Source organism: Gordonia jinhuaensis (assembly GCF_014639795.1).
GTDB lineage: Bacteria > Actinomycetota > Actinomycetes > Mycobacteriales > Mycobacteriaceae > Gordonia_B > Gordonia_B jinhuaensis.
Genome location: NZ_BMGC01000006.1, coordinates 1 through 15,812, shown reverse-complemented (window position 1 = coordinate 15,812; position 15,812 = coordinate 1). Strand labels below are relative to the sequence as shown.

The following is a 15,812-nucleotide window of genomic DNA, read 5'->3' as shown; positions in this document are numbered from 1 at the left end:
TCAGGCCTCCTCGGCGATGGCCGAACCCGCGGTGGTGCCGGTAACCGCACCGTCGATCGGCGAGCTGACGCCCGACGTGGTGGCCGTCGCTCCCGCACCGGTGGAGCTGTGGCTGGCGAGGACCCCGATGTTGCGCCGTCCCACGGTCGCGTACCAGAGCAGGCCGGCGCCGAAGATCACCCCGATGTAGACGAAAGCGCCCCACGTGTTGAACCACGGTGTGCCGTACACCGATACGCGCGGCCAGGCGAGGTTGAGTGCCATCGCCACACCCCACACCACCGCGACGATGTTCACCAGCACCCCCCAGCGGCCCATGGTGAAGTAGCCGCCCTCGGCGAGGTCGGCCGGTGGCCATTGCCCGCGGGCCCGCTTGAGCAGCATCGGAGCGGTCACCAACAGGTAGGCGAGATAGATCATGATGATCGCGATCGAGGTGAGGACCGTGAAGATCTTGGGCTGGTCGATGTTGATCACCAGGATCACGATCGCCACCGCACCCACCACCAGGGCCGGCACCACCGGCGTCTGCCGCTTCGGATCGACGCGGGCCAGTCGCTCACCGAAGGGCAGCGCGTTGTCGCGTGCCATCGCGAACATCAATCGGATGGCCGCGGTGTGCACCGCCAGCGAGCAGACGATCACCGCGATGACGATGCAGATGAGGAAGACCTTGCCCAGCGGTCCCCACATCACCGATTCGACGATGTACTGCAGGCTGCCGGTGGGCTGGCCCAGTGCCGGATCCTTGAGGTCGGGTGCGGCCATGATGGCGAACACCAGGATCGCTCCGCCGATGACGAACGAGGCGAGGATGGCACGCAGGATCGCCTTCGGCGCGGTGCGGCGCGGCTCCACCGTCTCCTCGCCGAGCGAACTCGCGGTGTCGAATCCGTACATGACGTAGCCGGAGGCCAGCGAGGCGACCAGAAATGCGCCGAGGTATCCGCCGCTCTCGCCGGCCCCATAACCATGCGTGGAGAAGAACACCTGCGGGCCACGAGTCACGTTGCACGCGAGGATGATCGCGATGAGGATCGCGGCGATCAGCTCGACGAACACGCCGATGCTGTTGATGAGCGCCATGAGTCGCACGCTCCAGGCGTTGATCGCGGTGGTGATGGCGATCATGATGGCGCCCAATATCACTGCGTTGACCGCATAGTCGGTGGCGTTGTCGTCACTGCCGTAGAACTGGAACCCGCTCCACAGCCGGGGCAGGTTCAGCTGCAGTGCGAGCACCACTGCCGCAAGCGTGACCACCGACGCGGTGAACATCAGCCATCCCGCCGACCATCCCACGAATTGGGACCCCAGCCGCTTGGCCCAGTTGTACACCGATCCGGCGACCGGATACTTCGCGGCGAGCTCCATGAAACACAGTGCGACACAGAGCTGCCCGACGAAGACGATCGGCCACGACCAGAGATAGCCGGGTCCGGCGGTCCCGAATCCGAAGTAGAACAACTGAAAGGTGCCGGTGAGTATGGAGATGTAGCTGACCCCGGCAGCGAAACTGGCGAATTTGCCGATGCTGCGATCGAGTGACTGCTTGTACCCGAATTCCTCGAGTCCGTCCGATCCGCCCTCAGCCGTGCTGTCCGGTGTCGTCGTTCCTGATGTCGTCGTTTTTGATGTCGTCACGATGTGTCCCCTCCGAAGTGAACCACCGCGGCGCCGTCGGCGCAGTGTTGTGCCAGATATGTTTGGTCTCTTGGTATTCCGCCAAACCGGTTGGTCCGAGCTCACGTCCGTTGCCCGACTTGCCGAATCCGCCCCACTCGGCGGCTGGTGTGTAGTAGCCGAAGTCGTTGCACCACACGGTGCCGTGTCGCAGTCCGCGCGTCATCCGGGCCGCGACCGCGGCGTCGGAGGTCTGCACGCCGGCGGCGAGGCCATAGTCGGTGTCGTTCCCCAGAGCCAACGCCTGCGCCTCGGTGGTGAACCGTTCGACGGTGAGGATCGGACCGAAGGTCTCCTCGCGCACGATGCGCATGCTTCTGTCGCAGTGGTCGAAGATGGTGGGAGAGAACCAGTATCCACCGGGGTGGCGGTCCGCTGATTCCGGCGCGCCTCCGCCGGTGCGGAGTACGGCTCCCTCTGCCAATGCCGACGCCACATAGTCGGTCATCTTGTCCAGCTGTGCCTGCGACACCAACGGCCCAGTGGCCGATCGGGGGTCGAGGCCGTCGCCGATCCGGATCTGCGATGTGGCGGTGACCAGTGCATCGACGAAGTCGTCGGCGATCGACTCCTCGACGATCACACGTGTGCCCGCGGAACACACCTGCCCCGAATGCAGGAACACGCCGGTGAGCACGAGATCGACGGCGGATTCCCAGTCGGCGTCGGCGAACACGATGTGCGGATTCTTGCCGCCGAGTTCGACAGCGACCTTGGTGATGTGCTGGGCCGCGGTCGCCGAGATCACCCTGCCGGTGGACAGCCCGCCGGTGAAGGAGATGAAGTCCACGTCGTCGGTGTCGGTGAGGGCCGGACCCAGTGACGATCCCGCTCCCTGCAGCAGGTTCAGCACACCCGGCGCCACCCCGGCCTGCTCGCACAGTAGGACGAACGCGATGGTCGACAACGGCGTCACCTCCGAGGGCTTGGCCACCATCGTGCATCCGGCGGCCAGGGCCGGAGCGATCTTCCACGACATCTGCAGGAGCGGATAGTTCCACGGAGCGATGAGCACGCAGACACCGATCGGTTCACGGACCACGCGACTGATCACCGCCGGGTTGCCCACGTCGACGGCGCGGTCGGCGGTGACCTCCACCAGACTGGCGTAGTAGCGCAGCACCGATTCGACGTCGGTGAGGTCGATGAGGCTTTCGGCCAGCGTCTTGCCGGTGTCGAGTGTCTCCAGCCGCGACAGTTCCGCTCTGTTGGCCGCCACCAGGTCGGCGATACGCCGCAGCAGTGCCGCACGCTCGGCGACCGGTGTCCTCGGCCATTCCCCGTGATCGAATGCCCGCCGGGCGGCGGTGATCGCTGCGGTCGCATCCGCCGGTGTGGCCTCGTCGACCGTCATGAACGTCGCGCCGGTGGCGGGGTTGACGATGTCGCGGGTGGATCCGTCGCTGGCGTGGCGCCATCGACCGTCGATGTAGAGCTGCGTCTCACCGATCAGCGGTGAGGCGGTGGTCTGCTCGGACGAACGTGTCTCGGACACTGTCAGTATGCACCTCTCGTCTGGGGCGGGGTGGGGCGATCCGGCAGCTGCCGGGATCGCTCTCGGTGGTCGCCCATGCGCTCAGAAGTCGATCACGACCGGAGTGAGCGGCTCCGAACAACACAGCAGGATCTTGCCTGCAGCGATCTCGCGCGCCGCGATTCCCCCCTGATGGTTCATCGCCACCTCGCCGGAGACCTTGGCCACCTTGCACGACCCGCACACCCCGATGCCGCAGGAGGACGGCACCGTCACCCCCGCGGCGGCGGCGGCCGCGAGGATCGTCGAACCGGGCGCCACGGTGACGTGTCGTGCTCGTCGGCTGAAATCCACCCGGAGACCACAGGTGGCCGGTTGGGGCATCGCGAACCCGAAGCTCTCCTCGTGAATCCTGGCCAACGGCACGCCCGCGGCGAGTAGGTGGGTGCGCACATGCGCCCGGAATCCACCCGGCCCGCACAGGAAGACCTCCCGGGTCGCGAGGTCGCCGCAGATGTCGCCCAGCAGTGTCGCGTCGACACGTCCGCTGCGTTCTTCAGTTCGCCGGTCCTGCGGCTCTGCGCCGCCCGGCGCAGCGGTGGTGGCGCCCGAATAGGCGAGGGTGAGCCGCAGGTTGGGGTGCAGTCGCGTGAGTTCCTCGAGCTCGTCACGAAAGGCGACCTCGGCGGCGGTGCGGGCGACGTGGAGGACCACGACGTCGGCGGGCCGGTGGGCCGTGGATCCGGCGGCCGACGCATCGGTGAGTGAGCGCAACATCGACATGATCGGCGTGATGCCGCTTCCCGCGGAGACGAGAAGCAGTCCGCTCGTCGGTGTCTGCGGCAGGGTGAAGCGACCGAGCGGGCCGAATGCGTGCACGCATGTCCCCGGTATGAGGTTCTCGTGCAGCCACGTCGAGACATACCCGTTCCCACCATGTTTGACCGCGATGGTCAGTTCGTCACGGCGGCCCGCTGCCGAGGTGATGCTGTAGCAGCGTTCGATCCGCCGCCCGTCGATGTCGAATGCGAACGTGAGGAACTGTCCGGCCACGAACTCCACCGGCCGTTCGTCGAGCGGGGTGAAGGCGAACTCGGTCATGGCCTCGGTCAGTGCCCGGCGTCCCGAGCACATGAGCCGCAGCGGTCCCTGTGACCTCGTCATCGGTGGCTCCCGTCGGGGTCCTCGGCCGCCTGCGGCCAGGTGTGTTCACCGCGCAGTGCGCGCACATACCAGTTCACGAAGGCCTCGACCTGGAATTCGGAAGGACCATAGGGCCCGGGAACATAAGCAGGACTGGCGATCCCGCTGTGGGCGAGTTCCACCAGATCGGCGTCTTGTCTGTTGGTGACATCCCACACCGAGGTGAGTCGGTCGAGGTCGTAGTCCACCCCCTCGACCGCATCGCGATGGACCAGCCAGGTGGTGCGCACCAGTGTCTTGTCGGGGGCCAGCGGGATCACCGAGAACAACAGACCGTGGTCGCTGGTGATGTGCAGCCACATATTCGGTTGCATGTGCATCGAGACCCGTCCCAGTCGGGCTTCGCCGAGGTCGGTGAGCAGTCGCGTGCAGGCCAGCGTGCCGTCGAGGGTGAACGATTCGCCGGCGAGGTCCATCGCCTCACGTTCGATGTGGAATCCGGTAGGACGGGTGTCGAGCTGGGCGATCCGCTTGTGCGGCAGGCCGAGTCGGTCCCAGACGGACACCAGTTCCTCGGTCGCCTGGCGGTACCGCGACATCACCGGGCCCAGCCGCGGGGGTATCGCGTCGGTGTCGCTGTATCCCCAGGTGGGGAAGAAGACGTTGAGCAGTTCCGGATGCCCGCCGCAGTGATAGCACTCGCGGTTGTTCTCCATCACCAGTTTCCAGTTGCCGTTCTCCACCAGGTCGGTCTGCCTGGCGACCTTGGCATTGGCCAGGTCGTGCGGGCGCAGGTACGGCTCGACGATGTCGGCGAGATCATCGAGGTCCGCCGGTGGCTGGTCGGCGAGGCAGATGAAGACGAGACCGGCGATGGTGCGCACACGTACCGGACGCAGCGAGAAGCAGGTCTTGTCGAAATCGGGGGCCTGCGCATCGGCGTAGGTGAGGTTGCCGTCGGTGCCGTAGGTCCACGAGTGGTAGCGGCACACGATCGTGCCCGTGGAACCGGCAGGTTCGGTCAACAGGCGCGCTCCGCGATGGCGGCACACGTTGTGATGTGCGCGCACCTCGTTCGCATCGTCACGGATCACGATGATCGACCGGGTGGCGAACGTGACGGTCACGAAGTCGCCGGGTTCGGGGATCTCGGCTTCGGCGGCGGCGAAAATCCAATGCGCGGAGAAGATCTCGTCGATATCGCGGGTGAACCACTCGTCGCTGACGTAGAACGGCGCCGGCAGACTCTGACCGCTCACCCGATGGACGAGCTCCGGCGGGGGTGCGGGGTCGCCGATGCTCGGGGCGTTCGCTGCGGCAGCGGGCAACTGTGACATGAGAAACGGACGCCTCTCGGACGGACACTCGACGGTGTCACCCAAACGCGGACGATGGTGCCCCGCACGCCTGCCCCGCGAGTGAGGCGCGATCGGCACCGACGCGGCAGAGTCGGATGCCCTCGTTGCGCGGTGGTGGTGGTCTGTCGCCGATCGCGCGACGTGTCCTCGAGTTGCGGAGTGGGGTCGGTGGCGGAAGAGTGCTTGTTGCTACATACGCAACACTGCGCGGTAGGTGCAACAAGTGTGCGATGGCCGATGAGGGGTGTCAACCCGACCTGGCCACCGCAGACGCGTGAAAGCGCAGGTCTTACACGGTGTTTACGTGACAGTCGGCGATCGGTCCGTCCTGTTGCGTCATCGACAACATGCCCCGGGAATACGAGTGCAGGAGTACGCCATGGCGACGAGTGACACCGACCGCGCGGCCGACGCCGCCATCGTCCAGTCGGTCGACCGTGCGGCGCGGATACTCGAACTGCTCACCGACCACCCGGAATTGGGCGTCAGTGACATCGCGCGCGATCTGGGTGTGCACCGTTCGACGGCGTTCCGGCTGCTCGCCACTCTCGAATCCCGCAACCTCGTGGAACAGGAGACCCACCGCGGCACCTACCGGCTGGGGCTCGGCGTGCTGCGCCTGGCCGGCACGGTCGCCGCCCGCATCGACCTCGTCGGCGACGCGCAGGTGGCCTGCGACCGGGTGGCCCAACGTCTCAACGAGACGTCGAATGTCGCCATCCTCGACTCGGGTGCCGCGGTGAACATCACCCAGACACTCGGCGCTCAGATGGTCGCGGTGACCAGGCAGTACGTCGGCCGCCGCACTCCGCTGCACTGCACCTCGACAGGCAAGGTGCTGCTCGCGCACGCCACCGACGACGTCATCTCGCAGGTGCTGTCGGCACCGCTGGAACGCTTCACGCACGCGACCCTCACCGATGCCGAGTCGCTGGGTCGGGAATTGGTCAGGGTCCGGACGAACGGATGGGCCGCGGCGAACGAGGAATGGGAGCCCGAGACGAATGCGGTGGCTGTACCGGTGTACGGGGCCTCGCCAGCTGGACGCCGGTCGGACGGGGATGCGGTGGTGGCAGCCTTGTCGATCACCGCGCCGGCCTTTCGTCTCGCGCCGAGCGCCTTCGTCGACGCCGCAGCCGTATTGCGCGAGGTTGCTGACGAGTTGGGTGGCCGCCTGGGACACGTGGTGCCGACCGCGCCCGTTACGGGTCGGTAAACACCTGCTCCCGGGCGTGAAACGGGATTGCTGGCGTGTGTGGTTGCGCCTAGCCTGATCGCAGATCGAGTATGTTGCGTACTGCAGAGCGGGAGTGCGTCATACGCAACAAGACCTGTGCAGTCGCAGGAGATGCCCGAGCTCGCCCCGAGCTCCCGGGCTTGCCCGTCGACTCGGCTCACCCCACGGAGGTCCGGCCATGAGCCTCACAGCAGTTCCCCGCGTCGTGATCATCGGCCTCGGTGTGGTCGGTGCCGCCCTCGCCGACGAGCTGGTGCTGCGCGGGATCACCGACGTCACGGTGGTCGAGCAGGGTCCGTTGTTCGTCACCGGCGGATCGAGCTCGCACGCACCGGGTTTCGTCTTCCAGACGTCGCCGAACCGCGTGATGAGCACCCTTGCCCAACGCACCCTGGACAAACTCGACGGACTGACCGTCGACGGCGACTGGGTGATGAAACGCGTCGGCGGCCTGGAGATCGCGACCACACCGGAACGTCTGACCGACCTTCGGCGACGCCACGGGCTGGCGAGTTCGTGGGGGATCGACTCGGCACTGCTGTCGCCGGAGGAATGTGCGCGCCTGTGGCCGGGCCTGGACCAGTCGAGTGTGCTCGGCGGCTTTCACACGCCGTCGGATGCGGTGGTCAAGGGTGTGCGGGCGGTCGCCTGGCAGGCGCAGCGCGCGATGGCGGGCGGTGCGCGGATCCTCGGGCACACCCGAGTGGTGGGCATCACCACGGCCGGATCGCGGGTGACCGGGGTCGAGGTGGTCGGGGTACCCGCCGCCGACGCGTCCCGACGGACCATCCCCGCCGACGTGGTCATCTCGTGCGCCGGACTCTGGGGCCCTGGTCTGGCGCGCGACCTGCTGGGTTTCGAGCTGTCGATGATGCCGATGGAGCACGGTTTCGGGTGGAGCACTCCGCTCGCCTCGCTGGCGGGGCTCGACGAGGCGACCGAGCTGGTCAAGCCGATGCTGCGTCATCAAGACCATGCGATGTACCTGCGCGAGTGGGGTCCGACGATCGCGATCGGCGCCTACGAGCATCGCCCGATCCCGGTGGAACCCGAGCGGATCGCCGGCGCCGACGACTTCGCCGCCACCGGCACGCACCCGTCGATGCACGACTTCACAGTCGATGACTTCGCACCCACCTGGGCCGAGGCACAACGGATCATCCCCGAACTGCGCTCGGCGGACCTCGACACCGACCGCTGCTTCAACGGGATCTTCTCCTTCACACCCGACGGCGGTCCGATGCTCGGCCCGGTCACCGGGGTCGACGGATTGTGGCTCGCGCAGGCAGTGTGGGTCACCCAGTCGGCCGGGGTCGCGCAGGTCGTCGCCGACTGGGTGACCTCCGGCGACCCCGGCATCGACACGCACGGATTGGACTACCGCCGATTCGACCCGGCGGTCGTCAGTCACGACTTCACCGTCGCGCGGGCCTGCGAGGCCTATGACGAGGTCTACGACGTGATCCATCCCCGCGCCAGCACGCTGCGGCATCGCGCCCTGCGGACCACCGGATTCCACGACCGTCAGGCCGCACTCGGCGCGGTGTTCGGTGAGGTCGCCGGGTGGGAGCGGCCGCTGTGGTTCGAGGCCAACGCCGACCTCCCCAGACCTGCTGTCGCCGAACGTGATCGGTGGTCGGTGCAGTTCTGGTCGCCGATCGCGGCCGCCGAGGCGATGGCCACGCGGACCACGGCCGGGTTGTTCGACATGAGCGCGCTACCGCGTCTGGAGGTCTCGGGTCCGGGGGCGACCGCACTTCTGGACTCGCTGCTGAGCACGAGCGTGGACAAGCCGATCGGCCGGATCGTCTACGGACTGCTGTTGGACAACTCCGGTGGCGTGCTCTCCGATGTCACCGTCGCGCGCCTGGGCGCCGAGCGCTATCACCTCGGCGTCAACGGCAACCTCGACGCGCAATGGATTGCCTCACATCGTGATCCGCAGTCGGCGGTACAGGTGCGCGATGTCGGTAGCGGCTCCTGCGGGCTGGGCCTGTGGGGTCCGCGGGCGCGTGACATCCTGTCCGCGCTCACCGCCGACGATGTCAGTGACGAAGGGTTCGGGTTCTACCGGGCCAAGCAGATCCGGGTGGCCGGCGCGCCGGTCCTCGCGCTGCGGCTGAGCTATGTGGGCGAGCTGGGCTGGGAACTCTACACACCGGCCGAGTTCTCCCGGCACCTGTGGGATGCGTTGTGGGAGGCCGGACGTCCGCACGGTCTGGTCGCCGCGGGACGCCGCGCCTTCGAGAGTCTGCGCCTGGAGAAGGGCTACCGACTGTGGGGCACCGACCTCACCCGCGAGGACACCCCCGAGGAGGCGGGTATCGGCTTTGCCGTCCGCCCCGGTGACCGGTCGTTCATGGGACGCGATGCGTTGTCCCGACGAGAAATTCGACGACGCCTGACCTGCCTGACCCTCGACGACCCCGACCGTGTGGTCCTCGGCTCCGAACCCGTCTATCACCACGGTGACGTGGTCGGTTATGTCACCAGTGCTGACCACGGATACACCACCGGCCTGTCGATTGCCTACGCCTGGTTGCCGCCGGAACTCTGCGCGGTGGGTACGGGTGTGGAGATCGAGTACTTCGGTCGGCGACTGGCGGCCACCGTCACCGCCGAACCGATCTTCGATCCGGAGTCCAAACACATGCGCTGTTGACAGATGCCGTATGGACGCTCCGTGTCCGACGGTGGACGAGGAATGCTCAGCAGCACGAACAGAAGGTGGGAAGTGGACAGTTACGACGTCATCGTTATCGGTGTCGGCTCGATGGGTGGCGCGGCGTGCAACGCACTGGCCGAGCGCGGCGTGTCGGTCCTCGGGCTCGAGACCTATCAGCCCGGCCACGACCAGGGGTCGGCGCACGGCGGGACACGGATCATCCGTCAGTCCTACTTCGAGGATCCCGCCTATGTCCCGTTGCTGCGCAGCGCCTATGACGGCTGGCGGAAACTGGAGACCGAATCGGGCCGTTCGATCATGAACCTGTGCGGCGGCATCTACATCGGCGACCCCGAGAATCCGGTGTTCGCCGGCAGCCGCGAGGCGGCCGAGAAGCACGGCCTCGCCCACGAGATCCTCGACGCGTCGGAGATCCGCAGCCGGTTCCCGACCATGGACCCCGCCGACGACGCGCTCGCGCTCTACGAGGACAACGCCGGCTACGTGCGCCCCGAGGAGACCACGATCGCCAACGCCGAAGTCGCCGCGCGCAAGGGCGCCACGCTGCGCTTCGGTGAACCGGTGATCTGGTGGGGTGCGACCCCCGGTGGCGGGGTGGAGGTGATCACCCCGCAGGGTCGATACGGCGGCGACCGACTGATCGTGACACCGGGGGCGTGGGCACCGCAGATGCTCGCCGACATGGGGCTTCCACTGTCGATCGAACGCATGATCTTCCATTGGTTCACCCCTGACTTCTCCGCGGTGCCCTACGAGTACTGGCATGAGGACAGGCATCCGATCTACGTCGAGGAAACCCACGCCAATCAGCAGATCTACGGATTCCCGATGACCGACGGCCGCGACGGCGGATTCAAACTCGGCTTCTTCCGCGTCGGGACACCCACCACCGCCAACACGATCGACCGCGTGGTCCGCGACGAGGAGAACGAGACGATGAGAGATCGTGCGCGCCAACTCTTCCCGCATCTCACCGGACCGGTGGTGCAGGCCAAGACCTGCCTCTACTCGGTGACGCCCGACGAGCATTTCGTGGTCGGGACCCACCCCGCACACGAACAGGTCAGTGTGGGTTGCGGTTTCAGCGGACACGGCTTCAAGTTCGTCCCGGTGATCGGTGAGATCCTGGCCGACCTCGCCACCGCCGGACGCACCGATCACCCGGTCGCGCTGTTCGATCCGCGCCGACCCGCACTGGCCGCGATATGACCGGACACGACCGTCACCAGCGGTGACCGTCACGAGCGGTGGCCGGGACCAGCGGCACTGGGGCCCGCGACGACACCGCCGATCGGCTCCCTCACCGCCTGACACCGTGCAATACTCACACCGACTTCACAGAGTTCGGTAGGTGCGGCGGCGCAACGTGCGCGGATGCATTCGGAGGTTCGGGTGGCGGTGGCGGTGGCAGGCAACCGGCGCGGCCGGGTCGTGACGGGTGTGATCGCGGTGGTGTCGACGGGGCTCGTCTCCGGCGGCGCGGCGGTGGCCGCACCGGCCTTCGCGGGCTCACCGGATCTACCGAGCTCGGGATGCGTCAACGACAAGCCCGCACCCGATGACGGCGGGACCGGGTCGGCCGGATCCTCGGTGCTGCCGGAGAAGATCACCATCGGCATCCCGTATCCGCACGTGTTCACCGTCCCGATGCCCGCGCCCGCAGATCCTGCGCCGGTGCGGATCCCGTCGCAGAAGCCGCTACCGAACATCTGCGTCGATCCGTGTCCCGACATCACCGGCACACCGACTCAGAACGCGCTCACGTCTGGATCTGCGTTCATCCGGATTCCGAAGGTCCAGGTCACCCCGTCACCGATCAACATCGCGATCCCGGTTCCGAACCCGAATCCGCCGGTGCTCCCGCCGCGACCACCCGCCGCCGCTCCGGGAACCGCCCCGGCACCACAGGCGGCGCGTCCCTCGGCACCGTCGGTGTCGGGGCTCACGGATGTGGGAACGGTGACCGGTCGCGGGTCGACCAGTCGCACCGACAAGCGCTGGCAGATCAACGGCACCGATCTGGGGATCATGTGGCAGGCTGCCCCGGGCAAGGTCGCGGTCGCTTTCGGAGACACCTTCGGTCAGGGCTTCACCCCGCCCGGTGCCAACGGAACCGACTGGCGCAGCAACGTTCTGGGCTTCTCGGGCACCACCGATCTCGACAAGGGGCTGTTCATCGACACGATGGTGCAGGACAGCCGATGTCACGCCGCGCAGGGTGTCGAGTCGCAAGATCGACGGTATCGAGCTGACCACCATCCCGACCTCGGGGTTCGCGCTGGGCAACCGTCAGTACATGAGCTACATGTCGGTGCGCAGTTGGGGACCGGTGGGTGGCGTGTGGCGCACCAACTACGGCGGCCTCGCCTACTCCGATGACGGTGGGTCGACCTGGGTACGTGATCCGTATGCGGTGTGGGACAACATCTTCGGACTGTCCAAGTTCCAGGTGTCGGCGATGGTGCCGCATGAGGGCTATGTCTACATGTTCGGCACACCCAACTCGAGGCTGGGAGCGGTGGCTCTCGCGCGCGTGCGCGACACCGACGTCCTGAACAAGACCGCATATCAGTACTGGAATGGGGGCCGTTGGATCCCCGCCACCGATCCGAACGTCGCACAGACATTGTTCAGCGCGCCGGTGGGGGAGAGCTCGGTGCGCTACGACGCCGCCCGACACCGTTGGCAGATGACCTATCTCGACGTGGTGCGGGGTCAGATCCTGCTCCGCGAGGCCACCGAGCCGCAGGGCGTCTGGTCGGCTCCGGTCCCGCTGGTCTCGTCGGCGCAGTACCCGCAGCTCTACGGCGGGTTCATGCACCCGTGGTCCAACGGCCGTGACCTGTACTTCACGATGTCGTCGTGGGTCACCTACAACGTCGAGCTGATGCGGGTACGACTGAACTGACCGGCGGCGGGACGCGCGGAGATTCGGGCAGAAGCCGAGTGCCTCAGAGAGAGGCTTCCAGGCGTGCGATCTCGATCCGACGCACCGCCTCGCGCAGCGCCTGGTCACGCTCGGCGATGTCGCTGTAACGGCGGGTGATGGGCAGCAGCTGGGTCACCACCTCGGTGCCGGTGACCGACACGTCGTTGGCGGTGGCCCAATCAAGGGTGAACTGCAGGATGTCGCGGTCGAGTGTGTCGTTCACGCCGATGTTCCTCATCGAGATTCAGTGTGGATAGTGCGGGCTGGCGTCGTGGCACGGCGCAAACAGCCGCATCGAGCCACAAACGATCCGACTCTATCACGGGAATCACACTCGCGCGAGTTGTTCCTGCAGGTCAGCCCGTCGGCTGAGGCAGGCTCGCCTGGCATTCGCCGATGCTATGCGTGGCGATGCACTGCTGCCATTGCTCTTGTGACCATTGCCCCTGTGGCCATTGACCCTGGGAATACTGACCCGGGGGCTGCCGGCCCTGGTCGTCGACCCACGGATGCGTAGGAGGCTCGGCGTTGCCGGCGCGCCAGCTGTAGTCATCGCACACCACCTGCCGGCCCGACGCATCGGTGGTCGCCATCCCGATCTGATATCCGAAGCAGCGGCTGCCCACACTCGGTGCGGTCACGGCCGGAGCGGTCGGCGTGGGGATCGTCGCCGGCGGTTGGGGCGAGGGCGGCGCGGGGCTGTCGGGGTGCGTGCCCACGGGTCGCGACCAGACGTAGAGATCTGTGCCCTCGAGCAGGCTGCAGGTGGCGGTTGCACCGTCGGCCATCACCGCAGTGGCCCCCGCGTTGCCGCATCGAGTTCCGGCCTCGACCGGTTCTGCAGTGCTCGGCTCCGTCGTCGAGTCGGTCGGTGTGTTCGTCGGGGGTGATGCTGGCGTGGACGGAGCGTCGGTGAGACCCGGCGACGGTTGGGTGGCACGGCCGGGGGAGTCGGTCGGCCGCATGGCCAGAGGGGAAGCCGGGGTCGAGGACGAAGACCTCGCGACGTCACGGCCGCCGCCGCACGCGGCCAGGAGGAGTACCAGCACAGTGATGCCGACCACCGGCAGCAGTGCGGGACTCAACCTCATGAATTCAGTATCACGAAGAAGGGCTGTGCCACTGCGGAGAATGCCGACTGGTCGCTGCATTGTGACCTCACATCCTCGCGTGACCCCCGAGATGCGACCCTGAGGAGTGACCTGCTGAACGGCACCAGGCGCGGGACCAGAAGGCTTGCAACACTGCCATCGCCGTCCCGCTTGGTGCACGCAATGGTCACGGATACAAGAAAGGCCCGGTGAAAACCGGGCCTGACCTGCAATGACTCTGGTGCGCGATACTGGGATTGAACCAGTGACCTCTTCCGTGTCAGGGAAGCGCTCTCCCACTGAGCTAATCGCGCCGGACCTATGGGTGTGGAGGTGGCGACGGGAATCGAACCCGTGTACACGGCTTTGCAGGCCGTTGCCTCACCACTCGGCCACACCACCACGGCGATTTCTCGCTCCGAGCGGATGACGGGATTCGAACCCGCGACCCTCACCTTGGCAAGGTGATGCGCTACCAGCTGCGCTACATCCGCGTGCCCCGCGGTGAACATTTCGTTCTTCGCGGTGCGGGTCAGAACATTATCCGACGCATCTGTACTTGCCAAATCGCCTGGTCAGACGGGCAGATCGGCGCTCGTGCCGTGCTCGCGTGTGAGGGTTGAAGTGAACGCGCGGCGATCACCGACCGGATTTGGTGAATGAAGGGTATGTCGTGTTAGTGTCTGTCCTCGCGAGAGCCGAGAAATCTTCGGCACGCGGTCCCGTGGCTCAGTGGAAGAGCGTCCCGTTCACACCGGGGAGGTCGCTGGTTCGATCCCAGCCGGGACCACAACGATAAACCCGCTGGTGACAGCGGGTTTTTTGCTTTCCACCGGACGAGGCGAGACCTGGTGGTATCTGGAATGCGGAACCTCGCCGGATGTCGCGGCAACTCACATGTCGTCGGAACCACTTGGTTCCAATCGGCTTACCGATACTTGTGCCATCTCGGAGATCTCTTGGGTCCAGAAAAACTGGGCGCGCCTAGTTGTACTGACCATAGAGGTTGGTGACGGCGTGGCGAGCTGACGAGACGAAGACCTCCGAGTTGTCCATCTCGGCCTGCTCAGACGGCTTGAACGCCACTCCTTCTTCGGCATGCGGCGATGGACCTCGGTCAGCGCGTCAGTGTCCCCATCGAAACCAGCGCGCGGGTGATGGCGGCCTCGATGATCTCAATGATGAAGGCGCGAGCGGGGGCTGAATGCTTCGCAAGTCGACGCACGGGACTTGTCGTCGCTCTCGACCTGGTAACTCTGTCCTCATGGACGATCGCGAGTTCAGTGACAGCATCCGTAAGGAGTTGGCCAGCCGCGATGAAACCGCCAGCTTCTTGCGTGAGCATTGGAGCCACCACGCCGACGCCGGAAGTGACTTGGCCGAGGATGAGACGCGCTTTCCCGACATCTGGGCCGCCACCGTTGCTCGACGGCTGCTTCTGCACGCGAATGAGTGCATCGAGGCTGGGAGCCTGTTGATGCTGAACGGCGACTGGGCCGTTCCTCAGTTCGCACTATTGCGTGCCGTGTATGAATCGGCTGGCAGTGCTGTGTGGCTACTGCAACCCGAAGACGCCGATGTCAGGCTCGCGAGACTGCTCTCACAACATCGAGAATCCTGGCGCTACTCAGAGAAGGCCTACCGGGGAGCGCCTCTCGACGTTAGCGAACAGGAGCAACGCCAGCGGTGGGCAGATTCCGCGGCAGCCAGACTTGGCCTCGATCTCAAATCGGCTAAAGCCGGAGGCTACGAGAAGTTGATCGAGGCGGTCGACGACCTGCCTGCGCACCCAGAGTCGCTATTGACGGCATGGCGGTTGTGCTCAGGTGTCAGCCACGCGAAGACCTGGGCGCTCAACGAGGTCACCACTGAGATCGGCAGTCACGCGATGTACGAGCATGGGCGCGTGAGCCAACGGATTCCCAATCGGGAGCTGTTCCTGACCGACTTGCGGATTGCGCGCCGTACGATCCAACACGCGTTTGTGCTGTACCGCATCCGCACAACCGCGAGACCTCACGACCTCGTGCTCAGGCTGGTTCGTCTCGATGCCGACGGTAGCGAGGTACCTGACTAAACCTGTCAGCCGGGTCTCCAACTCCTAACTGGGGCCTGGTGCACGGATAGGTGACAGGGTTAGTCACGCGGCCTGAGGGGCCTCGTGGTTGATGATGGTCTCGAATTCAATGGGGGTCAATCTGCCGAGGCGGT

Annotated in this window: 10 protein-coding genes, 4 tRNA genes and 1 pseudogene; 6 read left to right on the top strand and 9 right to left on the bottom strand. The window is 66.2% G+C overall.

What is annotated here, in order from left to right:
- From IEW22_RS05985 to IEW22_RS05970, 4 genes are all read right to left on the bottom strand, one after another.
- On the bottom strand, positions 1-1,644 hold the full coding sequence (locus IEW22_RS05985; protein ID WP_188585700.1) for an APC family permease: 1,644 nt from the start codon (positions 1,642-1,644) through the stop codon (positions 1-3).
- On the bottom strand, positions 1,589-3,136 hold the full coding sequence (locus IEW22_RS05980; protein WP_188585835.1) for an aldehyde dehydrogenase family protein: 1,548 nt from the start codon (positions 3,134-3,136) through the stop codon (positions 1,589-1,591). Before IEW22_RS05980 ends, IEW22_RS05985 begins: the two co-directional genes overlap by 56 nt.
- Before the next feature lie 123 nt (positions 3,137-3,259).
- Positions 3,260-4,321, bottom strand: coding sequence for a flavin reductase family protein (locus IEW22_RS05975; RefSeq protein WP_188585699.1), 1,062 nt, complete (start codon positions 4,319-4,321; stop codon positions 3,260-3,262).
- On the bottom strand, positions 4,318-5,637 hold the full coding sequence (locus IEW22_RS05970) for an aromatic ring-hydroxylating oxygenase subunit alpha (RefSeq protein ID WP_188585698.1): 1,320 nt from the start codon (positions 5,635-5,637) through the stop codon (positions 4,318-4,320). Before IEW22_RS05970 ends, IEW22_RS05975 begins: the two co-directional genes overlap by 4 nt.
- 400 nt (positions 5,638-6,037) lie before the next feature.
- Between IEW22_RS05970 and IEW22_RS05965 the strand changes: the two genes are divergently transcribed.
- The 4 genes and pseudogenes from IEW22_RS05965 (at position 6,038) to IEW22_RS20455 (ending at position 12,489) form a co-directional block, all read left to right on the top strand.
- Positions 6,038-6,874 (top strand): IclR family transcriptional regulator, encoded by an 837-nt coding sequence (locus tag IEW22_RS05965; protein ID WP_188585697.1) that lies wholly within the window; start codon positions 6,038-6,040, stop codon positions 6,872-6,874.
- A gap of 199 nt (positions 6,875-7,073) precedes the next feature.
- On the top strand, positions 7,074-9,557 hold the full coding sequence (locus IEW22_RS05960) for a GcvT family protein (RefSeq protein ID WP_188585696.1): 2,484 nt from the start codon (positions 7,074-7,076) through the stop codon (positions 9,555-9,557).
- A 72-nt stretch (positions 9,558-9,629) separates the two neighbouring features.
- Positions 9,630-10,790, top strand: a complete 1,161-nt coding sequence (gene solA / locus IEW22_RS05955; RefSeq protein WP_188585695.1) for an N-methyl-L-tryptophan oxidase — start codon at positions 9,630-9,632, stop codon at positions 10,788-10,790.
- Positions 10,791-10,955: 165 nt separating this feature from the next.
- Positions 10,956-12,489: pseudogene (locus IEW22_RS20455) on the top strand (DUF4185 domain-containing protein).
- A gap of 43 nt (positions 12,490-12,532) precedes the next feature.
- Here the strand turns inward: IEW22_RS20455 and IEW22_RS05945 are convergent.
- The 5 genes from IEW22_RS05945 to IEW22_RS05925 all read right to left on the bottom strand — a co-directional run bounded on the left by IEW22_RS05945 (position 12,533) and on the right by IEW22_RS05925 (position 14,095).
- A complete protein-coding gene (locus IEW22_RS05945; protein ID WP_188585694.1) occupies positions 12,533-12,748 on the bottom strand; it encodes a hypothetical protein in 216 nt (71 codons plus the stop codon).
- Between the two features lie 118 nt (positions 12,749-12,866).
- Positions 12,867-13,601: a hypothetical protein gene (locus tag IEW22_RS05940; protein WP_188585693.1), complete on the bottom strand. Its 735-nt coding sequence runs from the start codon at positions 13,599-13,601 to the stop codon at positions 12,867-12,869.
- A gap of 239 nt (positions 13,602-13,840) precedes the next feature.
- Positions 13,841-13,915: transfer RNA gene (locus IEW22_RS05935), tRNA-Val, on the bottom strand.
- Between the two features lie 14 nt (positions 13,916-13,929).
- Positions 13,930-14,003: transfer RNA gene (locus IEW22_RS05930), tRNA-Cys, on the bottom strand.
- Positions 14,004-14,022: 19 nt separating this feature from the next.
- Positions 14,023-14,095, bottom strand: a tRNA-Gly gene (locus tag IEW22_RS05925).
- A gap of 224 nt (positions 14,096-14,319) precedes the next feature.
- On the opposite strand from IEW22_RS05925, the gene IEW22_RS05920 reads away from it, so the two are divergent.
- Together IEW22_RS05920 and IEW22_RS05915 are read left to right on the top strand one after the other, a co-directional pair.
- A tRNA-Val gene (locus tag IEW22_RS05920) sits at positions 14,320-14,391 on the top strand.
- Positions 14,392-14,865: 474 nt separating this feature from the next.
- Positions 14,866-15,678: a hypothetical protein gene (locus tag IEW22_RS05915; RefSeq protein ID WP_188585692.1), complete on the top strand. Its 813-nt coding sequence runs from the start codon at positions 14,866-14,868 to the stop codon at positions 15,676-15,678.
- The last annotated feature ends 134 nt before the right edge of the window (positions 15,679-15,812 follow it).